24 protein-coding genes are annotated in these 24,456 nt (G+C 67.0%); 15 read left to right on the top strand and 9 right to left on the bottom strand.

Going from position 1 to position 24,456, the window contains the following annotated elements; all coding sequences use genetic code 11:
- Window positions 1-118: 118 nt before the first annotated feature.
- The 10 genes from radC to LWH48_RS11770 all read left to right on the top strand — a co-directional run bounded on the left by radC (window position 119) and on the right by LWH48_RS11770 (window position 8,776).
- Window positions 119-793: a RadC family protein gene (radC, locus tag LWH48_RS11815; RefSeq protein WP_232912733.1), complete on the top strand. Its 675-nt coding sequence runs from the start codon at window positions 119-121 to the stop codon at window positions 791-793.
- Between the two features lie 299 nt (window positions 794-1,092).
- A complete protein-coding gene (rpmB, locus tag LWH48_RS11810) occupies window positions 1,093-1,329 on the top strand; it encodes a 50S ribosomal protein L28 (RefSeq protein WP_023007520.1) in 237 nt (78 codons plus the stop codon).
- Window positions 1,330-1,372: 43 nt separating this feature from the next.
- Window positions 1,373-1,528, top strand: coding sequence for a 50S ribosomal protein L33 (gene rpmG / locus LWH48_RS11805; protein WP_021819788.1), 156 nt, complete (start codon window positions 1,373-1,375; stop codon window positions 1,526-1,528).
- Window positions 1,529-1,631: 103 nt separating this feature from the next.
- Window positions 1,632-2,462 (top strand): bifunctional DNA-formamidopyrimidine glycosylase/DNA-(apurinic or apyrimidinic site) lyase, encoded by an 831-nt coding sequence (mutM, locus tag LWH48_RS11800; protein WP_232912732.1) that lies wholly within the window; start codon window positions 1,632-1,634, stop codon window positions 2,460-2,462.
- Between the two features lie 16 nt (window positions 2,463-2,478).
- Entirely contained in the window at window positions 2,479-3,672 is a 1,194-nt protein-coding gene (locus LWH48_RS11795) for a class I SAM-dependent rRNA methyltransferase (RefSeq protein ID WP_232912731.1), read from the top strand.
- A gap of 1 nt (window position 3,673) precedes the next feature.
- Complete coding sequence (locus LWH48_RS11790) at window positions 3,674-3,991, top strand: putative signal transducing protein (RefSeq protein ID WP_232912730.1); 318 nt, start codon at window positions 3,674-3,676, stop codon at window positions 3,989-3,991.
- Between the two features lie 32 nt (window positions 3,992-4,023).
- Window positions 4,024-4,458 carry an acyl-CoA thioesterase gene (locus LWH48_RS11785; protein ID WP_232912729.1) on the top strand — a complete coding sequence of 145 codons (435 nt, stop codon included), beginning with the start codon at window positions 4,024-4,026 and terminating at the stop codon, window positions 4,456-4,458.
- Window positions 4,459-4,529: 71 nt separating this feature from the next.
- On the top strand, window positions 4,530-5,555 hold the full coding sequence (locus tag LWH48_RS11780) for a tryptophan--tRNA ligase (protein ID WP_232912728.1): 1,026 nt from the start codon (window positions 4,530-4,532) through the stop codon (window positions 5,553-5,555).
- A gap of 190 nt (window positions 5,556-5,745) precedes the next feature.
- The gene (locus tag LWH48_RS11775; RefSeq protein WP_232912727.1) at window positions 5,746-6,942 is read left to right on the top strand and encodes a YeeE/YedE family protein; all 1,197 of its coding nucleotides are present in this window, start codon (window positions 5,746-5,748) and stop codon (window positions 6,940-6,942) included.
- Between the two features lie 154 nt (window positions 6,943-7,096).
- On the top strand, window positions 7,097-8,776 hold the full coding sequence (locus LWH48_RS11770; RefSeq protein ID WP_232912726.1) for an NAD-dependent malic enzyme: 1,680 nt from the start codon (window positions 7,097-7,099) through the stop codon (window positions 8,774-8,776).
- Between the two features lie 72 nt (window positions 8,777-8,848).
- Here the strand turns inward: LWH48_RS11770 and acnA are convergent, their stop codons facing one another.
- Window positions 8,849-11,593 carry an aconitate hydratase AcnA gene (acnA, locus tag LWH48_RS11765; protein WP_232912725.1) on the bottom strand — a complete coding sequence of 915 codons (2,745 nt, stop codon included), beginning with the start codon at window positions 11,591-11,593 and terminating at the stop codon, window positions 8,849-8,851.
- A gap of 187 nt (window positions 11,594-11,780) precedes the next feature.
- Here acnA and LWH48_RS11760 point away from each other — a divergent pair, with 187 nt between their 5' ends.
- Window positions 11,781-11,990: a CPXCG motif-containing cysteine-rich protein gene (locus LWH48_RS11760; protein ID WP_232912724.1), complete on the top strand. Its 210-nt coding sequence runs from the start codon at window positions 11,781-11,783 to the stop codon at window positions 11,988-11,990.
- A gap of 109 nt (window positions 11,991-12,099) precedes the next feature.
- Window positions 12,100-13,050 carry a thioredoxin-disulfide reductase gene (gene trxB, locus LWH48_RS11755; protein WP_232912723.1) on the top strand — a complete coding sequence of 317 codons (951 nt, stop codon included), beginning with the start codon at window positions 12,100-12,102 and terminating at the stop codon, window positions 13,048-13,050.
- Between the two features lie 322 nt (window positions 13,051-13,372).
- On the opposite strand, the gene LWH48_RS11750 is transcribed toward trxB, so the two are convergent.
- Window positions 13,373-13,618, bottom strand: a complete 246-nt coding sequence (locus LWH48_RS11750; protein WP_232912722.1) for a SlyX family protein — start codon at window positions 13,616-13,618, stop codon at window positions 13,373-13,375.
- Window positions 13,619-13,712: 94 nt separating this feature from the next.
- Between LWH48_RS11750 and LWH48_RS18255 the strand changes: the two genes are divergently transcribed.
- Window positions 13,713-14,177, top strand: a complete 465-nt coding sequence (locus tag LWH48_RS18255) for a cold-shock protein (RefSeq protein ID WP_269816190.1) — start codon at window positions 13,713-13,715, stop codon at window positions 14,175-14,177.
- Window positions 14,178-14,272: 95 nt separating this feature from the next.
- Here LWH48_RS18255 and LWH48_RS11740 read toward each other — a convergent pair whose 3' ends face one another.
- The 7 genes from LWH48_RS11740 to map form a co-directional block, all read right to left on the bottom strand.
- Window positions 14,273-14,674, bottom strand: a complete 402-nt coding sequence (locus LWH48_RS11740) for a hypothetical protein (RefSeq protein WP_232912721.1) — start codon at window positions 14,672-14,674, stop codon at window positions 14,273-14,275.
- Window positions 14,675-14,681: 7 nt separating this feature from the next.
- Window positions 14,682-15,854, bottom strand: a complete 1,173-nt coding sequence (gene dapE, locus LWH48_RS11735; protein ID WP_232912720.1) for a succinyl-diaminopimelate desuccinylase — start codon at window positions 15,852-15,854, stop codon at window positions 14,682-14,684.
- Window positions 15,841-16,866 carry a 2,3,4,5-tetrahydropyridine-2,6-dicarboxylate N-succinyltransferase gene (gene dapD, locus LWH48_RS11730; RefSeq protein ID WP_161430046.1) on the bottom strand — a complete coding sequence of 342 codons (1,026 nt, stop codon included), beginning with the start codon at window positions 16,864-16,866 and terminating at the stop codon, window positions 15,841-15,843. The genes dapE and dapD overlap by 14 nt, the downstream gene beginning before the upstream one ends.
- Before the next feature lie 54 nt (window positions 16,867-16,920).
- Entirely contained in the window at window positions 16,921-17,265 is a 345-nt protein-coding gene (locus LWH48_RS11725; RefSeq protein WP_161430047.1) for an arsenate reductase, read from the bottom strand.
- The gene (dapC, locus tag LWH48_RS11720) at window positions 17,265-18,491 is read right to left on the bottom strand and encodes a succinyldiaminopimelate transaminase (RefSeq protein WP_232912719.1); all 1,227 of its coding nucleotides are present in this window, start codon (window positions 18,489-18,491) and stop codon (window positions 17,265-17,267) included. The genes LWH48_RS11725 and dapC overlap by 1 nt, the downstream gene beginning before the upstream one ends.
- A 312-nt stretch (window positions 18,492-18,803) precedes the next feature.
- Window positions 18,804-21,485 carry a [protein-PII] uridylyltransferase gene (locus LWH48_RS11715; protein WP_232912718.1) on the bottom strand — a complete coding sequence of 894 codons (2,682 nt, stop codon included), beginning with the start codon at window positions 21,483-21,485 and terminating at the stop codon, window positions 18,804-18,806.
- A gap of 4 nt (window positions 21,486-21,489) precedes the next feature.
- Window positions 21,490-22,281 (bottom strand): type I methionyl aminopeptidase, encoded by a 792-nt coding sequence (map, locus tag LWH48_RS11710; RefSeq protein WP_232912717.1) that lies wholly within the window; start codon window positions 22,279-22,281, stop codon window positions 21,490-21,492.
- A 316-nt stretch (window positions 22,282-22,597) separates the two neighbouring features.
- On the opposite strand from map, the gene rpsB reads away from it, so the two are divergent.
- Window positions 22,598-23,347 carry a 30S ribosomal protein S2 gene (gene rpsB, locus LWH48_RS11705; RefSeq protein WP_161430051.1) on the top strand — a complete coding sequence of 250 codons (750 nt, stop codon included), beginning with the start codon at window positions 22,598-22,600 and terminating at the stop codon, window positions 23,345-23,347.
- 162 nt (window positions 23,348-23,509) lie between these two features.
- Window positions 23,510-24,379, top strand: a complete 870-nt coding sequence (gene tsf, locus LWH48_RS11700) for a translation elongation factor Ts (RefSeq protein ID WP_232912716.1) — start codon at window positions 23,510-23,512, stop codon at window positions 24,377-24,379.
- The last annotated feature ends 77 nt before the right edge of the window (window positions 24,380-24,456 follow it).

The raw sequence follows: 24,456 nt of genomic DNA, 5'->3' as shown, positions 1-24,456 counted from the left end.
TGTTGTCAGCCGCCTACCTTACCATCGGCGCCCGACCTTGCGTAGCCGGACTGGCCATGCCGGAAGTGTGGCTACACTGAGATCACGCGGCGTGTGGGAGAAGAGTGGGAGGGTGGCGATGTCGATCAGGGACTGGCCGGAGGGGGAGCGCCCCAGGGAGAAGTTGCTGGCGCTGGGGGCGGAGGTGCTCTCGGATGCCGAGCTGCTGGCGATCTTCCTGCGGGTGGGCGTGCAGGGTCGCTCGGCGGTGGACCTGGCGCGTGACCTGCTGCTGGAGTTCGGTGGCCTGCGCCAGTTGCTGGAGGCCGAGCGCGAGCGCTTCTGTGCGGCGCGGGGCATGGGGGATGCCAAGTACGTGCAGCTCCAGGCTACCCTGGAGCTGTCGCGGCGCCACCTGGCCAGCCAGCTGGCACGGGGGGAGGCGCTCACCTCGCCGACCCTGGTGCGTGCCTATCTCTCCAGCCAGTTGCGCCATCTCGGGCACGAGGAGTTTGCCGCGCTTTTCCTCGATACCCAGCACCGGGTGATCCGCTACGAGTCGCTGTTCCGCGGCACCCTGGACAGCGCCTCCGTCTATCCCCGCGAGGTGGCTCGCCGCGCTCTGGAGCTCGGTGCCGGGGCGCTGATCCTCGCCCACAACCATCCCTCCGGCGTGGCCGAACCCAGTGATGCCGACCGGCGCATCACCGAACGGCTGCGTGAGGCATTGGGGCTCTTCGAGATCCGCGTGCTCGACCATTTCGTGGTGGGGGATGGCGAGGTTGTCTCCTTCGCCGAACGAGGGTGGTTATAGTCAGCGGGGCATGACGCGGGGCGCCACTTCCTCTATAATGCCGCCTCGGCTGCGCCTGACCCCGCAAATCGGGGTCGCCTGCCAAGCGCCTGCCCACCGTCAGTCGCCTTTCGCGTCGCACTCGCCGTCGCGGGGCATGTCATGCCCTTGCGCTCCGGGCTTGTCCGGCGAGGCGGTCTCTGGTATAAAGTGCAGCCTTTGAATTCCCTTGGGTCAAATGTCACGGGATCTCCCGGTTTGCCCGACAGGTTTTGAACACAACAGGTGATTGAACACCTGGCCAGTGGTTGGAGGCTCCCATGTCCAAAGTATGTCAGGTTACCGGCAAGCGCCCGGTGACTGGTAACAACGTTTCACACTCCCAGCGCAAGACTCGCCGCCGGTTCCTGCCGAACCTGCACACCCACCGTTTCTGGGTGGAGTCCGAGAACCGCTTCGTCAAGCTGCGCGTCTCTTCCAAGGGCATGCGCATCATCGACAAGAAGGGTATCGAGGCGGTACTCGGCGATATCCGCAAGCGCGGCGAAGCCGTCTAAGCGATTCGCTTTCTAGCGATTCATCAAAGGGGAGCAAGTAGTCATGCGTGACAAGATCAGAATGGTGTCCAGCGCCGGTACCGGCCACTTCTACACCACCGACAAGAACAAGCGGAACACTCCGGACAAGCTGGAGATGAAGAAGTTTGATCCGGTCGTCCGTAAGCACGTGATGTACAAGGAAGCCAAGATCAAGTAAGCCTTGATCCTCTTCCGCAGGTGTTCAAGCCTGTTGACCTGAACCCGGCTGACTCCTCAGCCGGGTTCAGGCGTTTCTGAGGCTGCCGCAGAGACTGCCGTCGATGCCCGAACTTCCCGAAGTCGAGACCACCCGCCGCGGTATCGCGCCCCATGTCGAGGGCCGCGAGATCGGCGAGGTGATCGTGCGCCAGCCCCGCCTGCGCGTGCAGGTGCCCGGCGACCTGACCGAGCGGCTGGTGGGCGCGCGCATCGGTACGCTGGCCCGACGCGCCAAGTACCTGCTGCTGCCCCTCTCCGGGGGAGAGGCCGCCGGGGCCACCCTGCTGTGGCATCTGGGCATGTCCGGGAGCCTGCGTATCGCGCGTCTCGGCGAACTCCCCAGGAAGCATGATCACCTCGACCTGGTGCTCGACGACGGCGTCATCCTGCGCTACCACGACCCGCGCCGCTTCGGCTTCGTCGACTGGCTGGCCGGTTGCCCCGAGCAGGATTCGCGCCTGGCGCGCCTGGGGCCCGAACCGCTCTCGGCGGCCTTCGACGGCGAACGGCTCTACCGGCTTTCCCGCGGGCGCCGCGTTGCGGTCAAGCCCTTCCTGATGGACAACACCGTGGTGGTGGGGGTAGGCAATATCTACGCCTCCGAGGCGCTGTTCATGGCCGGCATCGACCCGCGCCGTGCCGCCGGGCGCATTTCGGCCGAGCGCTATGCTCGCCTGGCCGCCGCCGCCAAGGAGGTGCTGGCCGCGGCCATTACCCAGGGCGGCACCACCCTGCGTGACTTCGTCGGCGGCACCGGCGAGCCCGGCTACTTCAAGCAGCGGCTCAATGTCTATGGCCGCCACGGCCAGCCCTGCCGCCGCTGCGGCGCCGAGTTGCGCCTCATTACCCTCGGGCAGCGGGCCAGTGTCTACTGCCCCCACTGCCAGACCTGATTCCCCGGAGAGACCCATGACCCTGTCCTCACTGCGCCTGAAGAAGAACGCCGACCGCCGCCTCAAGGCCGGCCACCTGTGGCTCTACTCCAACGAGATCGACACCGATGCCACCCCGCTCAAGGGGCTGGAGGCCGGGGCGCAGGTGGTGGTGGAGGCCGCCAACGGCAAGGCGATGGGCGTGGCCTACGTCAATCCCAACTCGCTGATCTGTGCACGGCTGGTCTCCCGGGACCCCAAGCAGGGCCTCGACCGTTCGCTGCTGGTGCATCGTCTCAACCAGGCGCTGGCGTTGCGCCAGCGCCTGTTCGCCGCGCCCTACTACCGGCTGGTGCACGGCGAGGGCGACCTGCTGCCGGGGCTGGTGATCGACCGCTTCGGCGATACGCTGGTGGTCCAGCTCAATACCGCCGGCATGCAGGCGGCCCTGCCCGAGCTGCTCGACGCCCTGGACAAGGTGCTCTCGCCCACCACCGTGGTGCTGCGCAACGACACTTCGGGGCGGCGCCAGGAGGGCCTCGAGCGCGTCGTGGAGGTGGTCAAGGGGGAGGTGAGTGATCCCGTGCTGCTGGAGGAGAACGGCGTGCGCTTCGCCGCGCCGGTGCTCGACGGCCAGAAGACCGGCTGGTTCTATGACCACCGCGCCAACCGCGCCTGGCTCAACCAGTTCGTGGCCGGCAAGCGGGTGCTGGACCTGTTCAGCTATGTGGGTGGCTGGGGCGTGCAGGCGGCGGCCCACGGTGCCAGTGAGGTGCTCTGCGTGGATGCCTCCGCCCCGGCGCTCGAGCGGGTCGCCGAGAATGCTGCGCTCAACGGCCTCCAGGAGCAGGTGTCGGTGGGCGAGGGCGACGCCTTCGAGGCGCTGGCGGCCCTCAAGGCGGAGGGAGAGCAGTTCGATGTGGTGATCCTCGACCCGCCCGCCTTCATCAAGAAGCGCAAGGATATCCCCAACGGCGAGCGCGCCTACGCGAAGCTCAATCGCGAAGCGATGCGCCTGCTGGGGCGTGACGGCCTGCTGCTCTCCGCCTCATGCTCCATGCACCTGGCGCCGGAGCGACTGGTGGACGTGGTGCGCGGTGCGGTGCGCCACCAGGACCGCCATGGCCAGGTCCTCTTCCAGGGCCACCAGGGGCCGGATCACCCGGTGCATCCGGCGATCCCCGAGACCAGCTACCTCAAGGCGCTGGGTGTGCGAGTCTTCCGGGACTGACATGGCAGGAGAGGCGGTGCGGGTCTTCGCCCACAGCAATGCGCTGCTGGTCAGCCATGTGCGCAACCTGCTCGAGGCGGCGGGGATCCCGGCACAGCTGCGCAACATGACCCTGGGCGGCGGCGCCGGCGAGCTGCCGCTGGGGGAGTGTGAGCCCGAGGTGTGGGTGAAGCCGCATAACCGCGAGCGGGCGGAGGCGCTGATTCGCGAGGCCCTGGCCGGGGCGAGCGAGGCACCGGCCTGGCGCTGCCCCGACTGCGGCGAGCCGCTGGATGGCGTCTTCGACGCCTGCTGGAACTGCGGGGCGCTGCGTCCCTGAGATTCGAGCCCCTGACATGCGAGGAGCGTCTTATGGAGTGGGATCTGCCCGAGCCCTTCGTCATCGAACTCGTTGTCGAGCCCGCGGCCATCGATGAGTATGACCATGCCAACAACGCCGAGTACCTGCGCTGGATCGAGCGGGTGAGCTGGGCCCACTCCGACGCCCTGGGGCTCACCCTGGCGCGCTACCGGGAACTGGATCGCGGCATGGCGGTACACCGCCATGAGCTGGATTACCTGGCCCCGGCCTTCGCCGGCGACCGTCTTGCGCTCGCCACCTGGATCATCGCCGATGACAGCCGCCTGACCCTGACCCGCCGCTTCCAGCTGATCCGTCTTGCCGATGGCCGCACCCTGCTGCGGGCGCGCACCCGCTTCGCCTGCATCGAGCTCTCAAGCGGCCGCCCGCGGCGCCTGCCCGAGGAGTATCGGCGGATCTACGGCGAGGCGGCCGTGGCCGAGTGACCCCGGTCGCCTTGGCGGGGTGCGCGCGTTACCATAGCGGCCATTTCCGAACCGCAGAGTCAGCTTTTCCCATGAGTGCAGCTTCCGAGAAGACCCGCGTTCTTACCGGCATCACCACCACCGGTACCCCCCACCTGGGCAACTACGTCGGCGCCATCAAGCCCGCCATCGAGGCGAGCCAGGACCCCAACGTGCAGTCCTACTACTTCCTGGCCGACCTGCATGCGCTGATCAAGTGCCAGGACCCGCGCCGGGTGCAGGAGTCGCGCCTGGAGATCGCCGCTACCTGGCTGGCCCTGGGCCTGGATACCGACAACGCCATCTTCTACCGGCAGTCGGATATCCCCGAGATCCCCGAGCTGACCTGGATGCTCTCCTGCGTCTGCGCCAAGGGGCTGATGAACCGCGCCCACGCCTACAAGGCGGCGGTGGCGGAGAACGAGGCCGCCGGCAACCAGGATCCCGACAAGGGCATCACCATGGGCCTGTTCGGCTACCCGGTGCTGATGGCCGCCGACATCCTGATGTTCAATGCCAATCGGGTGCCGGTGGGGCGTGACCAGATCCAGCATATCGAGATGGCCCGGGACATGGCCGGGCGCTTCAACCACCTCTACAAGGGCCAGTACTTTACCCTGCCCGAGGCGGCGGTGGACGAGAAGGTGGAGGTGCTGGGTGGCCTGGATGGCCGCAAGATGTCCAAGAGCTACAACAACACCATCCCGCTGTTCGTCTCCGCGAAGAAGCTGCAGAAGCTGGTGCGCAAGATCAAGACCAACTCCTTGGAGCCCGGCGAGCCCAAGGACCCGGATACCTGCACCCTGTTCCAGATCTACTCCGCCTTCGCCACGGCGGAGGAGAGCGCGGCCATGCGTGACGAGTATGCCAATGGCATCGGCTGGGGCGAGGCCAAGAATCGCGTCTTCGAATACCTCGATGAGCACCTGCGCGAGCCCCGCGAGCGCTACCAGGCGCTGCTGGAGGATCCGGGCCATATCGAGCAGGTACTGCTGAAGGGGGCCGAGCGTGCCCGCGCCGAGGCCGCCCCGCTGATGGACCGCCTACGCCAGGCCGCGGGCCTGGGGCGCTTCGTCTGAGGCACGACCTGCCGGACGTGACAGCGGGCGCCTTCGGGCGCCCGCTGTCGTTGAGGGGCGGGACGTGTGGTACATATTCTTTTTTTGGAATCAATTCTTTCATTTAAATGCTTTTACGTGCTTTTCCGGGATCGTTAACATGGCCGGCCCATCGGGCTCCCCGCCCCTGACGATTTCGAGAGAGCACGCCATGAGTGAACTCGCCCTGACCCAACGATCCCGACTCTCCCTGCCGGTGTTGGCCACCGCCGGCCTGGTCGCAGCCGCCCTGGTGGTCGGCAGCGTCTTTGGCATTCGGCTCGGTGCCCTGATGCTGGTCGGCGGCCTGCTGGGCATGGTGCTCTACCATGCGGCCTTCGGTTTCACCTCCGCCTGGCGGGTCTTCATCACCGAACGCCGCGGCCGCGGCCTGCGCGCCCAGATGGTGATGCTGGCCATCGCGGTGCTGCTGTTCTTCCCGGCACTTTCGGCCGGCAGCCTGTTCGGCCAGTCCGTCTACGGTTACGTGTCACCGATCGGCGTGTCGGTGGTGTTCGGTGCCTTCCTGTTCGGCATCGGCATGCAGCTGGGCGGCGGCTGTGCCTCCGGCACCCTGTTCACCGCCGGCGGCGGCAATGCACGGATGCTGATCACGCTGCTGTTCTTCATCGTCGGCTCGGTCATCGGTACCGCTCACTTCAGCTGGTGGCAGAGCCTGCCCGCCTTCCAGCCGGTGTCGCTGGTCAACGAGTTCGGTGCCGGTGGCGGCATCGTGGTGAGCCTGGTGCTGTTCGCCGCCATCGCCGGCTTCACCGTACTGATGGAGAAGCGCCGCCACGGTCAGCTGGAGCGGGCGCCGACGATCGATGCCGGTAACCGTCGCTGGCTGACCGGACCCTGGCCGCTGCTGGGCGGTGCCGTGGCCCTGGCGCTGCTCAACTTTGCCACTCTGGCCCTGGCCGGCCGCCCCTGGGGTATCACGTCGGCTTTCGCCTTGTGGGGTGCCAAGGGCTTCGAGTCGCTGGGCGGCGACGTCAGCCAGTGGGGCTACTGGCAGGCGAGCTGGAATGCCTCCGCCCTGCAGGCCAGCGTATGGAGCGACATCACCACGGTGATGAACGTCGGCGCCCTGGTGGCGGCTTCCCTTGCCGGCAAGTTTGCCCCCAATTTCCGCATCCCGGCGCGTTCGGTACTGGCGGCGGTGATCGGCGGCATCATGCTCGGCTATGGTGCTCGCCTGGCCTTCGGCTGCAATATTGGCGCCTACTTCGGCGGTATTGCCTCCGGCAGCCTGCACGGCTGGGTGTGGCTGGTGGCGGCCTTCGCCGGCAACATGCTCGGGGTGAAGCTGCGGCCCCTCTTCTTCACTGGCGAAGCGGCGCTCAAGCCTGCTGCCAAGGGCTGCTGAGCCCGGTCGGTACTCCGAGAGTGTCCCGTGATTGCCGCGTGATCCGCGCCCCGGCCCAGGCCGGGGCGCGGCTTTTTCGTGCGTGGTAGAGTATCGCTACAAGGCGCCGGTAGAGCGCCAACGGCCCGTTCCCGTCAACCGATCGAGAGCTGAGATGACCACCGAAGCCAAGCGCCCCCTGTATATCCCCTATGCCGGCCCGCCGCTGCTGGAGATGCCGCTTCTCAACAAGGGCAGTGCCTTCAGTCAGGAGGAGCGCATCGAGTTCAACCTGATCGGCCTGCTGCCGCAGTGCGTCGAGAGTATCGAGGAGCAGGTGGAGCGGGCCTACCGCCAGTATCGCCAGTGTCAGACCGACCTCGACAAGCACATCTATCTGCGCGCCATCCAGGACGACAACGAGACCCTCTACTATCGGCTTGTCTCGGAGCATCTCGAGGAGATGCTGCCGATCATCTATACGCCCACGGTGGGCAAGGCGTGCCAGGAGTTCTCGAACATCTATCGCAATCACCGTGGCCTGTTCATCAACTACGGCGACCGCGATCGCATGGACGATATCCTGCGCTCCTCCACCAAGGAGAAGGTCAAGGTGATCGTGGTCACCGACGGTGAGCGCATCCTCGGCCTGGGCGACCAGGGCATCGGGGGCATGGGCATCCCCATCGGCAAACTGGCGCTGTATACCGCCTGTGGCGGCATCAGCCCGGCCTATACCCAGCCGATCATGCTCGATGTGGGCACCAACAACCAGGCGCTGCTCGACGACCCCATGTACATGGGCTGGCGTCACCCACGCATCTCCCAGGAGGAGTACGACGCCTTTATCGCGGAGTTCATCGCTGCGGTGAAGCGGCGTTGGCCCGGCGTGCTGCTGCAGTTCGAGGACTTCGCCCAGGCCAATGCCGTGCCGCTGCTCACGCGTTACCGCGACGAGCTGTGCTGCTTCAACGACGACGTCCAGGGCACCGCCTCGGTGGTGGTGGGTACCCTGATGGCCGCCTGCCAGGCACGTGGTGAGGGCATCGCCCAGCAGCGGGTGGTGTTCGTGGGCGCCGGTTCCGCCGGCTGCGGCATCGCCGAGCAGGTGGTGGTGGCGATGCAGGCCGAGGGCCTCACCGACCGGGAGGCCCGCGCCCGTATCTACATGGTCGACCGCGAGGGGCTGGTCACCGACGACCAGGAGTGGCTGCGCGACTTCCAGAGCCGCCTGGCCCATGAAGCGGCACTCACCCAGGGCTGGAGCGGCCAGGAGCTGGTGGAGACGATCCGTCGGGTCAGGCCCAGCGTGCTGATCGGTGTCTGTGGACGCCCGGGCATCTTCACCGAGGAGGTGGTGCGTACCATGCACGCCGGCTGCGAGACGCCGGTGATCATGCCGCTCTCCAACCCCACCTCACAGGCCGAGGCGCTGCCCGAGGACGTGATCCGCTGGACCGACGGTGCCGCGCTGGTCGCCACCGGCAGCCCCTTTGCCCCGGTGGAGCATGGGGGGCGCACCATCCCCATCGCCCAGTGCAACAACGCCTATATCTTCCCCGGCATCGGCCTGGGAGTGGTGGCCTCGGGTGCGAGGCGGGTGACCGACGACATGCTGATGGCGGCCTCCCGGGCGCTGGCCCGCGAGGCACCCATCGTCAAGCAGGGCGAGGGGGCGCTGCTGCCGCCGCTCGCCAAGATCCGTGAGCTATCCAAGGCGATCGCCTTCGATGTGGCCGGCCAGGCCCAGGGCGAGGGCGTGGCGCTGAAGACCGATGGCATCAAGCTGCGCGAGGCCATCGAGCGCAACTCCTGGGAGCCGGAGTACAGGCGTTATCGTCGCCGCTCCTTCTGATAGTGCACTGAATCGAGAAAGGCCCCGCCGGTTTCCCGGCGGGGCCTTTTGCTGCTGCGCTGAGGGTTGGGGTTACGCGGCGCCGATCATCTTGCGTAGCACGTAGTGGAGGATGCCGCCGTGGCGGTAGTACTCCAGCTCGTTGGCGGTGTCGATACGGCACAGCGCCTCGAGCGTCTTCTCGCCCTTGTCGGAGGCGATGGTCACCTTGACCTTGCCGCCCGGGGTGAGCTCGGAGAGCCCCTCGATGGAGATCCGCTCGTCACCGGTAAGGCCCAGTGACTGGCGGCTCTCGCCTTGCGGGAACTGCAGCGGGACCACACCCATGCCGATCAGGTTGGAGCGGTGGATACGCTCGTAGGACTCGGCCAGTACCGCCCTTACGCCGAGCAGGCGGGTGCCCTTGGCGGCCCAGTCGCGGCTGGAGCCTGTGCCGTACTCCTTGCCGGCCACCACCACCAGCGGCGTGCCCTCCTGCTGGTAGCGCATGGCAGCGTCATAGATCGCCATCTGCTCGCCTGAGGGAACATGTCGGGTCTCGCCGCCGACCACGCCATCGAGCATCTCGTTCTTGATGCGCACGTTGGCGAAGGTGCCGCGCATCATGATCTCGTGGTTGCCGCGGCGCGAGCCGTAGGAGTTGAAGTCCACCGGCTTGACCCCGCGCTCCTGCAGGTAGCGACCGGCGGGGCTGTCGGGCTTGATGGCACCGGCCGGCGAGATATGGTCGGTGGTCACCGAGTCGCCCAGCATGGCCAGGATGTGGGCCCCCTTGACGTCCTCGATGGCGTCGGGCTCGCGCCCCATACCCTCGAAGAAGGGCGGGTGCTGGATGTAGGTCGAGTCGTCGGACCACTGGTAGACCTTGCTCTGAGGGACCTCGATGGCCTTCCACACCTCGTCGCCGTCGAACACCTCGGCATACTCCTTGCGGAACATCTCGGTGTTGACCTGCTCCACGGCCTCGGCGATCTCCGCCTGGCTGGGCCAGATGTCCTTGAGGTAGACCGGCTCACCGTCCTTGCCGGTGCCGATGGGCTCGCGGGTCAGGTCGAGCTGGACGTTGCCGGCCAGGGCATAGGCCACCACCAGGGGCGGCGAGGCGAGCCAGTTGGTCTTGACCAGCGGGTGGACCCGGCCCTCGAAGTTGCGGTTGCCGGAGAGGACCGAGGCCACGGTGAGGTCGGCTGTGTCGATGGCCTTCTCGATGGGCTCGGCCAGCGGCCCCGAGTTGCCGATGCAGGTCGTACAGCCGTAGCCCACCAGGTTGAAGCCCAGGGCATTGAGGTCATCCTGCACGCCGCCGGCAGCCAGGTAGTCGGTGACCACCTTGGAGCCCGGTGCGAGCGAGGTCTTGACCCACGGCTTGGTGGTAAGCCCCTTCTCGCGGGCCTTCCTCGCCAGCAGGCCGGCGGCCATCATCACGCTGGGGTTGGAGGTGTTGGTGCATGAGGTGATGGCGGCGATCACCACGGCCCCCGGGTCGAGCCGGAAGGCCTCGCCGTCGAGGTCCACGTCCTGGCTGTCGGCGTGTTCGTAACTCTCCTCGATGCCGACCGCGGTCTGGCCGCCCTCGGACATCAGCTTGCCTTTCTCGGTGGTGGAGAGCGGCTTGCCGTCGTCCTCCATCACCTTGGAGAAGGCCGACTTCATGTCCTTGAGCGCCACCCGGTCCTGGGGCCGCTTGGGGCCGGCCAGGCTGGCCTCGACCTCGGTCATGTCCAGTGCCAGGGTGTCGCTGAATATCGGCTCGTCGCCGGGCTCACGCCACAGCCCCTGGGCCTTGCTGTAGGCCTCCACCAGTGCCAGCTGGGCGTCGTCGCGGCCGGTGAGGCGCATGTAGGTCAGCGTCTCGTCATCCACCGGGAAGAAACCGCAGGTGGCGCCGTACTCCGGGGCCATGTTGGCGATGGTGGCGCGGTCGGCCAGCGGCAGGTCCTTGAGGCCGTCACCATAGAACTCGACGAACTTGCCCACCACGCCGTGGTTGCGCAGCATCTGGGTCACGGTGAGCACCAGGTCGGTGGCGGTGATGCCCTCGCGCAGCTTGCCGGTGAGCTTGAAGCCCACCACCTCGGGGATCAGCATCGAGACCGGCTGGCCGAGCATGGCGGCCTCGGCTTCGATGCCGCCTACGCCCCAGCCCAGCACGCCCAGGCCGTTGATCATGGTGGTGTGGGAGTCGGTGCCCACCAGGGTGTCAGGGTAGGCCAGGGTCCGGCCGTCCTGCTCCTTGGTGAACACCGTCTTGCCCAGGTACTCGAGGTTGACCTGGTGGCAGATGCCGGTGCCGGGCGGTACCACGCGGAAGTTGTCGAAGGCCTGCTGGCCCCAGCGCAGGAATTCGTAGCGCTCGTGGTTGCGCTCCATCTCGATGGCCACGTTGTCCTTGAACGCCGTGGGGTTGCCGAACTTGTCGACCATCACCGAGTGGTCGATGACCAGGTCCACCGGCGACAGCGGGTTGATGCGCGCCGGATCCTCGCCCAGGCTTTCCACGGCGGCCCGCATGGAGGCCAGGTCGACCACCCCGGGTACACCGGTGAAGTCCTGCATCAGCACCCGGGCCGGGCGGTAGCCGATCTCGCGGTCGGAGCGCCCCTCCTGCTGCCAGTCGACCAGCGCCTGCATGTCCTCGCGGGCGACGCTCTCGTCGTCGGCGAAGCGCAGCTGGTTCTCGAGCAGGATCTTGAGGGTCTTGGGCAGGCGGTCGATGCTGCCCAGGGCCTCGGCGGCCTTCGGCAGGCTGTGGTAGTGGTAGGTATTGCCCGCGGCCTCTAGGGTCTGCAGGGTATCGGGAATGGAATCGGTGCTCATCGAAGTCCTCCTCGTCGCGGAGAGTGAACGAACCTTCCTGGTCGTCTGAGAGTACATGGTCATGATAGGCAGGCTTTTCAATGGCTGCCTGGCGGGCTCGCTTGAAACGTCAGGTGTTCGCCGCCATCTAGTCGACACACACTCTTCACGTTCTTGATGACGGGCCGGTGACGCCCGGGGAGCCAGAATGCATGAGCAGGAGCTGATCCCGCGGCGGGTGCGCTGTCCCTATTGTGATGCCCCCTTCGACCTGCTGCTGGATGTTTCTCAGGGCAGTCAGCTCACCTGGGAGGATTGCCACGTCTGCTGCGCGCCGATCCAGGTGCGCATCGACGCCGACCCCGGCGACCCGGAGGCGTTGACGGTCTCGCTGGGGCGCGACGACGAGGTGATCTAACCACCCGTGTCGGGCACGCGACGACGCGACGCGTCGGACGGGCCGCGATGTGCGCCGGTGGCTGCTACAATGGCGCCACTTTATCAACTCCCTAGCCACGAGGTTACTCATGAGCGATGCGCGTCACGAACGCCTGATCATTCTCGGCTCTGGCCCGGCGGGCTACACCGCCGCGGTCTACGCGGCCCGCGCCAACCTCAAGCCGCTGTTGATCACCGGCATGCAGGCGGGTGGCCAGCTGACCACCACCACCGATGTGGACAACTGGCCCGGCGACGACGCCGGCGTGCAGGGGCCCGAGCTGATGGAGCGCATGCAGCGCCATGCCGAGCGCTTCGACACCGAGGTGCTGTTCGACCATATCCACGAGGTGGAGCTGCGGGAGCGGCCCTTCACCCTGAAGGGCGACAACGGTACCTACACCTGCGACGCGCTGATCATCGCCACCGGGGCCAGTGCCCGCTATCTGGGGCTCGAGTCGGAGCAGAAGTTCATGGGGCAGGGGGTCTCGGCCTGCGCCACCTGCGATGGCTTCTTCTACCGCAACCAGGAGGTGGTCGTGGTGGGCGGCGGCAACACCGCCGTGGAGGAGGCGCTCTACCTGGCCAACATCGCCTCCAAGGTGACCCTCGTGCACCGTCGCGACAGCCTGCGTTCCGAGAAGATCCTCCAGGACAAGCTGTTCCAGAAGGGCGAGGAGGGCAAGGTGGTGCTGGAGTGGAACCACACCCTGGATGAGGTGCTGGGCGACAACACCGGCGTGACCGGCGTGCGCCTCAAGTCCACCGAGAGCGGCGAGACGAAGGAGCTGGCCGCGCCGGGCGTCTTCATCGCCATCGGCCACAGCCCCAACACCGGCATCTTCGAGGGGCAGCTGGAGATGAGCGGTGGCTATATCCGGGTCAAGTCAGGCCTCGATGGCAACGCCACCGCTACCAGCGTGCCGGGTGTGTTTGCCGCCGGCGATGTCATGGATCATGTCTACCGCCAGGCGATCACCTCCGCCGGCAGCGGCTGCATGGCCGCCCTGGACGCCGAGCGTTATCTGGACGAGGTGTAACCCATCTCATCCGGCAAAAAACGCCGAGTGTCAAAGCCACTGAGGTGAGCGGCGCCGGGGACAGTCCGTAGAGGAGGTCCTACGCCAGGGGTGAGGAGCACTGCTCCGAACGGGCTGGCCATGGATGGCCAGCACCGGTCCTGCAAGCGTAGCAGGACGCGAGAGCGAAGCAGGGCGTCGGTAGCGCCCAGGGATGGGTTCACAGCGCCTCCTCGGCGGTCCGGCGATCCGGGGACTGTCGCCGGGCAAGCCGCGGTTCGGTGCCGCGTAGGCCAGGTGGACAGCTGGGCCTGGTTGGTGATCATGCCAACTCCCCAGAGTGCTAGTAGTGCGGCGGCAGCTCGTCCTCGGGGCGAGGTTGCGCCGCGTCACTCTCCTGCAGCGCCCGCTGCTGCTCGCGGATCTTCTGCTGCATCAATGCATTGATGCGCTCCAGCTTGGCCAGGCGCGTCTCCTGGGCGGCTACCGCCTGATCCAGGGTATCCAGCCAGTGCTCCTGGTAGGCGATACGGCTCTCCAGCGCCTCCAGGCGCTCGTTCAGGGCATCGGACGCCCGTGTTGTGCTCATGCTAGAATCCTGTCGCTGCGTGTCACCGTTCACCGTGGCACCTTCCCATGGTTGTCAATATCGTTCATTACCAACAAGAGAGTCATTCGAGTCCATGAATCGCAAGGTCATGTTTCGCTGTAGTCTGGTCAGCCTGCTGCTCGCCGCCCCGGCGCCGCTGCTGATCGCCCTGTTCATTCACCTGGCCGGCGGCGCCCTCTCCGAGGCGCTGTTCGAGAGCCTCGCCATCGGCGGCGTCGCCGTGGTCTATGCCGCGGCCGCGCTGGCGGTCTTCCTGGTGCTGCTTATCGGCACCCTGGCGGTCAATGTCCTTACTCCCCAGCTGGTCAACCTGGCCGAGGTCGAGAACGACGATCGCGAGCTCGGCGAGGTGAAGTGGTTCAACGTCAACAAGGGGTACGGTTTCATCACTCGTGACAGCGGCGAGGATGTCTTCGTCCACTTCCGCGCCATTCGCGGTCGCGGTCATCGCACCCTGGCCGAGGGCCAGAAGGTGCGCTATCACGTGGTGGAGAACGAGAAGGGCCTGCAGGCCGACGATGTTACCGTGATCACCTAGCAGTGCGGCTGCGCCCGTCGGCGCGGCCAGAGTAACGTCGGCACTCTCGCTAGACACGACATCGCCCCGCACATGCGGGGCGATGTCGTTTGCGGCTAGTGGCCGGAGTCGGGCCAGTGGATCTCCTCCTCGCGGCCGTCGGGGAGCACCCGCAGGAAGCGGTCGGGCTCGTCGCCGGGCTGCCACCCCCCCAGCGAACAGCGTACCTCGCTACCCAGCTGCATGGCGGCGGCGCGGGCGCAGGCCGCGTCGTCCGGCCAGGGAGTCTCCGCGCTGTCGAACCACAGGCTGGCGAAGCCGTCGGCGGCACGCTCCACCAGCAGCACCGGGATCTCACCGCCGGCAAGCCGGCCGCGGGTGCGCCACTTGCCCTTGCCGGCGGGGGCCAGGGGCTCGGCGCCGATGGCCGTACCCAGCCACTCATCGAGTGACGCCACGGGCGCCTTGGCCAGGTAGATCTCGATATCGGGGTAACGGGTTTCGCTGTCAGCTGTCATGCAAGCCTCAGGGTCGGGCGCTGCCGTTGATGAACAGGTGCTTCATGACCGCCTCGTAGATGCGGCTCAGCTCGTCCAGGTCGGCGGCGCGCACCCGCTCGTTGACCTGGTGGATGGTCGCATTGAGGGGGCCCAGCTCCACCACCTGGCTGCCCAGGGTGGCGATGAAGCGGCCGTCCGAGGTGCCGCCGCTGGTGGAGAGCTCAGGCGTGTGGCCGGTGACCTCCTCGACGCCCCGCACCGCGGCCTCCACGAGCTCGCCCTCGGCGGTAAGAAAGGGCTCGCCGTTTAGGGTCCAGTCCAGCTCGTAGTCCAGGCCGTGGGCATCGAGGATCGCTTCGGTGCGCGCGCGGAGTTCCTCGTGGGTCACCTCGGTGGAGAAGCGGAAGTTGAACACTACCTCCACCTCGCCGGGGATGACGTTGGTGGCGCCGGTGCCCGAGCGGAAGTTGGAGACCTGGAAGCTGGTAGCCGGGAAGAAGTCGTTGCCGGCGTCCCAGTGTTCCCGGGTCAGCGCATCCAGCGCGGGCATCGCCTGGTGGATCGGGTTGCGCGCCAGGTGGGGGTAGGCCACATGGCCTTGCACGCCCCTGATATGCAGTACGCCGCCCAGCGAGCCACGCCGGCCGTTCTTGATCACGTCGCCCAGCCGGGAAGTGGAGGATGGCTCGCCTACGATGCAGTAGTCGAGGCGCTCATGACGCTCGCGCAGGTGTTCCACCACGGCGCGTGTGCCGTCCTTCGCGGGGCCCTCCTCGTCGGAGGTGATCAGGAACCCCAGGCGGCCGTGGTGATCGGGATGGTTCGCCACGAAGCGTTCCACTGCGGTGATCATCGCCGCCAGGCTGCCCTTCATGTCGGCAGCGCCACGACCCCGGAGCATGCCGTCGTCGTCGATACAGGGCTCGAAGGGCGGGAAGTCCCAGCGGGTATGGGGGCCGCTGGGGACCACATCGGTGTGACCGGCGAAGGCCAGCAGCGGGCCGTGGTGGCCGCGGGTGGCCCAGAAGTTCTCGACGTCGCCGAAGGGCAGGCGCTCGACATGAAAACCGAGCGCCGTGAGGCGCTCGATCATCAACTCCTGACACTCCAGATCGTCCGGTGTCACCGAGGGGCGCGCCAGCAGGTCGAAGGCGAGCCGCAGGGTGGGCGAGAGACCGGCAGGATCAGTTGTGGGCATGCAGCGCCTCGTTGAGCGCGATGGCGCTCTTGTTGGTCAGGCACTCGATGCGGCCGTTCTGGGAGTTGCGGCGCAGCAGCAGGTCGTCCTGGTTGGCCAGCTCGCGGGCGGCCACGGTCTTGACCTCCTGGCCCTGGTCGTCGAGCAGGGTGACCTTGGCGCCGGCGGTGAGGTAGAGGCCCGCCTCCACGGTGCAGCGGTCACCCAGCGGGATACCGATGCCGGCGTTGGCACCGATCAGGCAGCCCTCGCCGACCTTGATAACGATATTGCCGCCACCGGAGAGGGTGCCCATGGTGGAGCAGCCGCCGCCGAGGTCCGAGCCCTTGCCCACCATCACGCCGGCGGAGATGCGGCCCTCGATCATGCCGGGGCCTTCGGTGCCGGCGTTGAAGTTGACGAAGCCCTCGTGCATCACGGTGGTGCCCTCGCCCAGGTAAGCGCCCAGGCGCACACGAGCGGTGTCGCCGATGCGCACGCCGCCGGGGACCACGTAGTCGGTCATCTTGGGGAACTTGTCGACACAGTCCACGGACAGGGGACGGCCCTCCAGGCGTGCCTTGAGGCGGCGAGCGGGCAGCTCCTGGACGTCGATGGCGCCCTCGCTGGTCCAGGCGATATTGCGCAGCAGGCCGAACATGCCGGTGAGGTCGAGGCCGTGGGGCTTGACCAGGCGGTGGGAGAGCAGGTGCAGCTTGAGGTAGACCTCCGGGGCGCTCTGCGGTGGCAGGTCCTCGGCGATGAACATCGCCACCAGCGGGCGCGTCGCCCCGGCGAAGGCCTCGGCCAGCTCCGCCTGCTCGGCGTGGCCGGCAGCCTTGAGGGCGCCGGCCAGCTCGGCGCACTGCTCGGGCAGGAAGCTCACCGCGGCGTTGCCTTCCGGCACATCCAGCACCCGCTTGACCGCCTCGATCAGGGTGTCGTCCGGGTTGAGCAGCGGCGCCGGGTAGTAGATCTCCAGCCAGTCGCCCTGGGTGTTCTGGGTGCCGGTTCCGAGTGCAAAGCTCAGCATGTCGAGAGTCCTCGTGGGTCGAGTGATAATAATGTGGGTCGTGAACGTCGGGGGTCAGCCCTGAAGATCGTCGTAGTCGCCGTCGCGATAGCCCACGCGAATCTCCTCGCCGGTATCCAGCAGCGGGCGCTTGAGCAGGGTGGGGTGGGCGAGCAGCAGCTCTCGGGCGCTGTTGGCATCCACCTCGTTCTTCTCTTCATCGGGCAGGTTGCGCCAGGTGGTGCTGCGCTTGTTGAGCGCTGTAAGCACCGGCACCTTGTCGAGGATATGCTCGAGCAGTGGCGCGGAAAGGCCATCCTCACGGAGGTCATGGAACTGGTAGGGAATGCCCGAGCCATCCATCGCCTTGCGGGCGCGGCGACAGGTATCGCAGTTCTTGATGCCGTACAGGGTGAACATCACAGCCTCCTCTCGATGAAATCGCGGATGCGGCGTGCCGCCTCGGCGGTGGCCCGGGCCTCGGCGACCAGCGCCAGGCGCAGTCGACCGCTGCCGGGGTTGGTGCCGCTGCCGCCGCCCCGGCCCATCCTGTCGTCGGCAGCGGGACGACCCATATAGGAACCGGGCAGCACGCTGACGTTGGCATGGCGCAGCAGCTCCCGTGTAAAGCCTTCATCGTCGCCACCGGGTACCGCCGGCCACAGGTAGAAGCTCGCCTCGGGAACAGGAAACTCCATCACCGGGGCGAGGATCTCGGTGACCGCGGCGAACTTCTCGCGATAGGCGTCGCGGTTGGCAAGCACGTGGGCCTCGTTGTTCCAGGCGGCGATGGAGGCGTGCTGCACCGGCAGGGCCATGGCGCAGCCGTGATAGGTACGGTAGCGCCGGAAAGGGGCGATCAGCGCGGCGTCGCCGGCCACGAAGCCGGAGCGCAGCCCCGGCAAGTTGGAGCGCTTGGAGAGCGAGTGGAACACCAGGCAGCGCCGGTAGTCATGGCGGCCCAGCGCCGCGCAGGCCTCGAGCAGCCCCGGCGACGGGGCCGCCTCGTCCAGGTAGAGCTCCGAGTAGCACTCGTCCGAGGCGATGATGAAGTCGTGTTCGTCGGCCAGTTCGATCAGCCGCTGGAATTCCGCCAGTGGCGTCACCGCACCCGTGGGGTTGCCCGGCGAGCAGAGGAAGACGACCTGCACCTGGCGCCAGGTGTCGGCGGACACGGCGTCGAGGTCGGGCCTGAAACCGTTGTCGGCGCGGCAGTCGAGATAGTAGGGCTCGCCGCCGGCGAGCAGGGTGGCGCCCTCGTAGATCTGGTAGAAGGGGTTGGGCATCGCCACCTTCGCCGGACGGGTGCGGTCGAGTGCCGCCTGGACGAAGGCGAAGATCGCCTCGCGGGTGCCATTGACCGGAAGCACCTGGGTCTCGGCGTCGAGCCCGGCGAGACCGAAGCGGCGCGTAGCCCAGCCACCGATCGCCTCACGCAGTGCGGCAAGGCCGCCGGTGGCCGGGTAGCGGGCGAACTCGTCCTGATGGGCGTGCAGTGCCTCGAGCGTCGCGGCGAAGGGGGCGTGCTGGGGCTCGCCGATGGTCAGCGGGATGTGCGCGAGCCCTTCGGGGGGCGTCACGTCGGCCCTGAGGGCGGCCAGCCGCTCGAAGGGATAGGGCTTGAGGGCGTCGAGATCGGGGTTCATGGGCGTCCAGGCGCGCCTCTTGGGCCGTGGCCGCGGGCGTCGTCGTTGTGATGGATCGTGGTCGGATGGGGGCTCGATTATAGGGAAGGCCGCGTAAGGCCTCAAACACGAGGCTGTTGCCCCAGGGCTATCGCAGATGGCAGCACCGCTCAAGGCTGTTCCGGCGACAGGTCTATGAGGGGGCGCTGTGAATACGTCCCTGTACGCTACCGACGCCATCCCTGGCGTAGGACCCCCTCTCCGACCTGTCCCCGGCGCCTTTCGCTATTCCCTGTCGCTAACTGCGATAGCCCGGCTGTTGCGGTCTCGCGCCTACCCTGACACATCCAGCACCTCCACCAGGCGCTCGCGCAGCCGCGCCTGGCGTTCGGGGTCGGTGAGGGGGCGGCCGGCCTTGTCGGTGATGAAGAAGACGTCCTCCACCTTCTCGCCGAGGGTGGCGATCTTGGCCGCGGAGAGGGCGATGTCCTGCTCCATGAAGATACGACCCACCCGGGCCAGCAGCCCGGGCCTGTCGGGGGCGATCAGCTCCAGCAGGGTACGCTCGTTAGCCGGGTCCTGCTCGATGATCACCTCGGTGGGCACCTTGAAGTGGCGCAGCTGGCGGGGGGTGTGGCGGGTAACGATCTGGGGGTAGTCGTCGGGATCGTCGAGCTCCTCCACCAGGTGGGCGCGGATCTCCTCCAGCCGCTCGGGCTCGCGGATCGGGTCGCCATGGTCGTCGAGCACGATGAAGGTGTTCAGCGTCCAGTCGTTGCTGGAGGTGGCGATGCGCGCATCGTGGATGGAGAGGCCGAGCTGGTCCAGGGCAGCGGCGGTGGCGGCGAACAGGTCATCCACCGAGCGGGTGTGGATGAACACCTTGGTACCGCCTTCGGCCATGCCCTCGGCCGGGGCGCTGAGCAGGATCAGCGGCAGCTGGCTGTCGGAGTGGCCGAGGATGCCCTGGGTCTGCCAGGCGATCTCGCTGGGGGCATACTGCAGGAAGTAGTCCTCGCCAAGCGACTCCCACAGTCGCTGCACCTGGTCCATGTCGGCGCCCACCGCGGCGAGCAGCGAGAGTGCCTCGTCACGGGTCTCGTTGACCCAGTCGTTGCGCTCCAGCGGGTTCTCCAGGCCACGGCGCAGGGCGCGCTTGGTCTCGGCATGCAGCTGGCGCAGCAGCGAGGCGCGCCAGCCGTTCCACAGCGTGGGGTTGGTGGCGTTGATGTCGGCCACGGTCAGCACGTAGAGGTAGTCGAGGCGGGTCTCGTCGCCCACCAGGCGGGCGAAGTCGGCGATCACGTCGGGGTCGGTGATGTCGCGCTTCTGGGCCACCATCGACATGGTCAGGTGGTGCTCCACCAGCCAGCTCACCAGGCGGGTATCCCGTGGCGAGAGGCCGTGGCGCTCGGCGAAGCCCTCCACGTCGCGGGCGCCGAGCAGCGAGTGGTCGCCGCCGCGCCCCTTGCCGATGTCGTGGTAGAGCCCGGCGATCCACAGCAGCTCCAGCTTGGGCAACTGGTGGATCACGTTGGCGGCGACTGGGAAGGTCTCGCGGGCCTCGGGCTTGCGGAAACCATGGATGAACTTCAGCAGATGCAGGGTGTGGGCATCCACGGTGTAGATATGGAAGAGGTCGTGCTGCATCAGACCCACGGCGCGGCCGAACTCCGGCAGGTACTTGCCCAGCACCCCGTAGCGGTTCATGCGCCGCAGCTGGCGTGCCACGTTGCCACCGGAGCGCAGCAGTTCCATGAACAGGCTCTGGTGGCGCACGTCATCGCGGTAGAGGTCATCGATCAGGTGGCGATGGTCGCGGATCTGGCGGATGGTGTCGGCCCGTACCCCCTCGATCCCCGGGTGCTCGGCCATCAGCAGGAACAGCTCGAGCAGTGCCGAGGGGCGATCGCGGAAGACGGTGCGCGAGCGCGCCTGGATATAGCCATCCTTGATCTCGAAGCGCTCGTTGAGCGGCTCCACCGGCAGGGCTTCGCCGGCGTGGAGGATCGCCTCGTCGAAGTGCTGCAGCAGCATGTCGTTGAGGCCGGCCAGCGCCGTCACGTGGCGATAGTAGCGCTTCATGAACTGCTCGACGGCGAGGCGCTCCGGGGTGTCGCGGAAGCCGAACAGCTCGGCGATGGTGCGCTGGTGGTCGAACAGCAGGCGGTCCTCGGCGCGGCCGGTGAGCATGTGCAGGGCGTAGCGCACCTGCCACAGGAAGGCCTGGCCCTGGCTGAGGATGCGCAGCTCCGGGTCGTTCATGAAGCCCGTGGCGACCAGGTCCTCGTAGCGCTCGCTGCCGAAGTGGCGCTTGGCCACCCAGCCGATCATCTGGATATCGCGCAGCCCGCCGGGGGCACTCTTGATGTTGGGCTCCAGATGGTACTCGGAGTTGTTGTGGCGGTAGTGGCGGTTGATCTGCTCCTGCCACTTGGCCTCGAAGAAGCGGTCCGCCGGCCACACTCGCTCGGGCGCCAGGCGTGTCTTCATCGCTTCGCGCAGTCGCTCGGGGCCGGCGATGGTGCGGCTCTCCAGCAGGTTGGTGATCACCGTGACGTCGGCCTCGGCTTCGCGCTCGCAGTCGGCCAGCGAGCGCACGCTGTGGCCGATCTCCAGGCCAATGTCCCACAGGAAGGTGATGAAGGCGGTCAGCGCCTCCCGGTAGGGGGCGTCGTCGTCCTGCTCGAGCAGTAACAGCAGGTCGACGTCGGAGTGCGGGTGCAGCTCCCCGCGGCCGTAGCCACCCACGGCGAGCAGGGCGACGCCCTCATCGGGCCAGGTGTGCTGCTCCCAGGCCACCGCCAGCAGCCGATCCAGGCACCAGGCGCGACCGTGGACCAGGTCGCGGATATCGGCGCCGGCGCGGAAGCGCTCGTCGAGGCGTGCCTGGATCTCACGCAGCGCCGCCTTGAAGGGGGCGATGGGCGAGCGGCTGCCCGAGAGCTCTTCGCGAAAGCCGTCGACGTCGAACAGCGTCTCGTCCGGCGTGAAGCGGTAGTGGTGGAGCAGCATCGGCTCAGTGCTCGAGGAAGGAGAGGTCTTCGTCGCTGCGTGCGGTCAGCACCTCGACGCCCGTCTCGGTGACCAGCAGGGTGTGCTCCCACTGGGCGGAGAGGCTGCGGTCACGGGTCACCGCGGTCCAGCCGTCGCGCAGCACCTTGGTGCGGTAGCCGCCCACGTTGATCATCGGCTCGACGGTCAGGCACATGCCGGCGGCGAGTTCGATATCGGCCTCGGGGGCATAGCCGTCGTAGTGCAGCACCTGCGGGTCCTCATGGAAGCTGGCGCCGATGCCGTGGCCGCAGAAGTCGCGTACCACCGAGTAGCCGTTGGCCTCGGCGTGCTTCTGGATAGCCTGGGCCAGGGTGGAGAGGCGCACGCCCGGGCGCATCAGCGCCATGCTCTTGTACAGGCACTCCTGGGTGACCCGGCACAGGCGCTCGCCCTGGATGGTTTCGCCGATCACGAACATCACGCTGGAGTCGCCATGGTAGCCGTCGGCGGTCTTCACGGTGATGTCCAGGTTCATGATGTCGCCGTTCTTGAGCTTCTTGGCGTCATCAGGGATGCCGTGGCATACCACGTGGTTGATCGAGGTGCACACCGACTTGGGGAAGCCGTGGTAGTCGAGCGGGGCGGGGGTGGAGCCCAGCTCGTCGACGATGAAGTCGTGGCACAGGCGGTCGATCTCGCCGGTGGAGATGCCGGCCTTGACGTGAGGGGTGATCATCTCGATCACGCGGGCGGCCTGACGGCCCGCCTCGCGCATCTTCTCGATCTCGTCGGGCGTCTTGATGGGTACGTTCATGAGGTCTCGGATTCGGGGGTAGGGTGTCCGCGGGAGGGTACGGTACGCGCGCGGACGGCTTCATCTCGGCGTTATTCCATGGTATAAAGCTGCGCGCCTTCCTGCAATCGCCGAGCCTGTCGGCAGCGTCTCTTGCGACCTCCTGGTCGCGAAGCCGGGCCGGGAGCCCGCGATAGCGAGGGCGTCAATCAACATAACGCCTTGAAAACACACATGCACCGGCACATGGTCCCGGGTGCTGTCGCGTCTCTCACGAGTGCGGCGGTCGGATCCATGGGGTGCATGGAGGCCTAACCCGATATTTCAGGAGTCATCCATGGCACACGTCAATATGCGTGACCTGCTCAAGGCAGGTGCTCACTTCGGTCACCAGACCAAGTACTGGAACCCGAAGATGAGCAAGTTCATCTTCGGCGCCCGCAACAAGATCCACATCATCAACCTCGAGCACACCCTGCCGGCCCTCAATGAGGCGATCGATGTGGTCGAGAAGATGGCAGCGGCCAACAACAAGATCCTGTTCGTCGGCACCAAGCGCAGCGCGAGCAAGATCATCAAGGAAGAGGCCAACCGCGTCGGTCAGCCGTTCGTCAACCACCGCTGGCTCGGCGGCATGCTGACCAACTACAAGACCATCCGCGTTTCCATCAAGCGCCTGCGCGACCTCGAGACCATGCACGAGGACGGCACCTTCGAGAAGCTGACCAAGAAGGAAGTGCTGATGGCGACCCGCGAGCAGGACAAGCTCGAGCGGTCCGTGGGTGGTATCAAGGAGATGGGTGGCCTGCCCGACGCCCTGTTCGTGATCGACGTCGATCATGAACGCATCGCCATCAACGAGGCGAACAAGCTGGGCATCCCGGTCATCGGCGTGGTGGATACCAACTCCGATCCGGACGGCGTCGACTACGTGATCCCCGGCAATGATGACTCCATCCGCGCCATCCAGATCTACGTCAAGTCCATCGCCGATGCCTGCGCGCGTGCCAAGGAAGGTCGTCCCGACGAGTTCGTCGAGGTGACCGAAGAGCCCGCCGCCCAGGAAAGCGACAGCGCCGCCGAGTGATCGCGGCCCGTCTGATCGGCGGCAGTGGGTGGCCTGTCATGCCGCTGCCATCGATGCCGGTTAGACGAGAAGGGGGCCGCGGCCCCCTTTCTTCTCCGAATTTTCCGGATTCTCCCCAGTGAGGGTCCGGCCCACTTCCCGAGATATTCAGAGGTGACACCCATGGCAGCTATCAGCGCCTCCCAGGTCAAGGAACTGCGCGAGCGTACCGGGCTCGGCATGATGGAGTGCAAGAAGGCCCTCACCGAGACCGACGGTGACATCGATCAGGCCATCGAGAACCTGCGCAAGAACTCCGGTCTCAAGGCCGCCAAGAAGGCCGGTCGTACCGCCGCCGAAGGCATCGTGGTGACCCGCGTGGCCGAGGATGGCAGCTACGGCGTGATGGTCGAGATCAACTCCGAGACCGACTTCGTCGCCCGTGACGACAACTTCACGGCCTTCGCCGAGAAGATCGCCGACGCCTTCTTCGCGGCCAAGAGCGAAGACGTGGCCGCCGTCATGGCCGGTGATCTGGAAACCGCCCGCGAGCAGCTGGTGCAGAAGATCGGCGAGAACATCGGTGTGCGTCGCAGCGTGGTGGTCGAGGCCGGCGCCGGCAACCTGGTGGGCGAGTACGTCCACGGCGGCCGTATCGGCGTGCTGACCGAGCTCAAGGGTGGCAACGCCGAGGTGGCCAAGGACGTCGCCATGCACGTCGCCGCCATCAATCCGGCCGTGGCACGTCCCGAGGACATGCCACAGGAGCAGCTGGACGCCGAGAAGGCGATCATCCTGGCCCAGCCCGACATGGCCGGCAAGCCCGAGCAGATCGCCGAGAAGATGGTCCAGGGCCGCCTCAAGAAGTACCTGGCCGAGAACAGCCTGACCGAGCAGCCCTTCGTCAAGAACCCGGACCAGTCCGTGGCCGAGTTCGTCAAGGCGGCCGGCGGCGAGGTGGTCGGCTTCACCCGCTTCGAGGTGGGCGAGGGCATCGAGAAGGAAGAGGTCGACTTCGCCAAGGAAGTGATGGAACAGGCCAAGCGCAGCTGAGGTCGGAAGTTCCGCTAAGATGATGGCGTGCGCGCGAGCGCACGCCTTCGCGTATCCGGCCGGTCGATCCGGTCGCC

This window comes from Halomonas sp. G15 (genome assembly GCF_021282295.1).
Classification (GTDB): Bacteria; Pseudomonadota; Gammaproteobacteria; order Pseudomonadales; family Halomonadaceae; genus Halomonas; species Halomonas alimentaria.
The sequence above is the reverse complement of the archived record's forward strand: the minus strand, read 5'-3'. Positions and strand labels throughout refer to the sequence as shown.

Coding starts and splice junctions, on each gene's coding strand:
- radC (WP_232912733.1), top strand. CDS start 119: ATGTCGATCAGGGACTGGCCGGAGGGGGAGCGCCCCAGGGAGAAGTTG.
- rpmB (WP_023007520.1), top strand. CDS start 1,093: ATGTCCAAAGTATGTCAGGTTACCGGCAAGCGCCCGGTGACTGGTAAC.
- rpmG (WP_021819788.1), top strand. CDS start 1,373: ATGCGTGACAAGATCAGAATGGTGTCCAGCGCCGGTACCGGCCACTTC.
- mutM (WP_232912732.1), top strand. CDS start 1,632: ATGCCCGAACTTCCCGAAGTCGAGACCACCCGCCGCGGTATCGCGCCC.
- LWH48_RS11795 (WP_232912731.1), top strand. CDS start 2,479: ATGACCCTGTCCTCACTGCGCCTGAAGAAGAACGCCGACCGCCGCCTC.
- LWH48_RS11790 (WP_232912730.1), top strand. CDS start 3,674: ATGGCAGGAGAGGCGGTGCGGGTCTTCGCCCACAGCAATGCGCTGCTG.
- LWH48_RS11785 (WP_232912729.1), top strand. CDS start 4,024: ATGGAGTGGGATCTGCCCGAGCCCTTCGTCATCGAACTCGTTGTCGAG.
- LWH48_RS11780 (WP_232912728.1), top strand. CDS start 4,530: ATGAGTGCAGCTTCCGAGAAGACCCGCGTTCTTACCGGCATCACCACC.
- LWH48_RS11775 (WP_232912727.1), top strand. CDS start 5,746: ATGAGTGAACTCGCCCTGACCCAACGATCCCGACTCTCCCTGCCGGTG.
- LWH48_RS11770 (WP_232912726.1), top strand. CDS start 7,097: ATGACCACCGAAGCCAAGCGCCCCCTGTATATCCCCTATGCCGGCCCG.
- acnA (WP_232912725.1), bottom strand. CDS start 11,593: ATGAGCACCGATTCCATTCCCGATACCCTGCAGACCCTAGAGGCCGCG.
- LWH48_RS11760 (WP_232912724.1), top strand. CDS start 11,781: ATGCATGAGCAGGAGCTGATCCCGCGGCGGGTGCGCTGTCCCTATTGT.
- trxB (WP_232912723.1), top strand. CDS start 12,100: ATGAGCGATGCGCGTCACGAACGCCTGATCATTCTCGGCTCTGGCCCG.
- LWH48_RS11750 (WP_232912722.1), bottom strand. CDS start 13,618: ATGAGCACAACACGGGCGTCCGATGCCCTGAACGAGCGCCTGGAGGCG.
- LWH48_RS18255 (WP_269816190.1), top strand. CDS start 13,713: ATGAATCGCAAGGTCATGTTTCGCTGTAGTCTGGTCAGCCTGCTGCTC.
- LWH48_RS11740 (WP_232912721.1), bottom strand. CDS start 14,674: ATGACAGCTGACAGCGAAACCCGTTACCCCGATATCGAGATCTACCTG.
- dapE (WP_232912720.1), bottom strand. CDS start 15,854: ATGCCCACAACTGATCCTGCCGGTCTCTCGCCCACCCTGCGGCTCGCC.
- dapD (WP_161430046.1), bottom strand. CDS start 16,866: ATGCTGAGCTTTGCACTCGGAACCGGCACCCAGAACACCCAGGGCGAC.
- LWH48_RS11725 (WP_161430047.1), bottom strand. CDS start 17,265: ATGTTCACCCTGTACGGCATCAAGAACTGCGATACCTGTCGCCGCGCC.
- dapC (WP_232912719.1), bottom strand. CDS start 18,491: ATGAACCCCGATCTCGACGCCCTCAAGCCCTATCCCTTCGAGCGGCTG.
- LWH48_RS11715 (WP_232912718.1), bottom strand. CDS start 21,485: ATGCTGCTCCACCACTACCGCTTCACGCCGGACGAGACGCTGTTCGAC.
- map (WP_232912717.1), bottom strand. CDS start 22,281: ATGAACGTACCCATCAAGACGCCCGACGAGATCGAGAAGATGCGCGAG.
- rpsB (WP_161430051.1), top strand. CDS start 22,598: ATGGCACACGTCAATATGCGTGACCTGCTCAAGGCAGGTGCTCACTTC.
- tsf (WP_232912716.1), top strand. CDS start 23,510: ATGGCAGCTATCAGCGCCTCCCAGGTCAAGGAACTGCGCGAGCGTACC.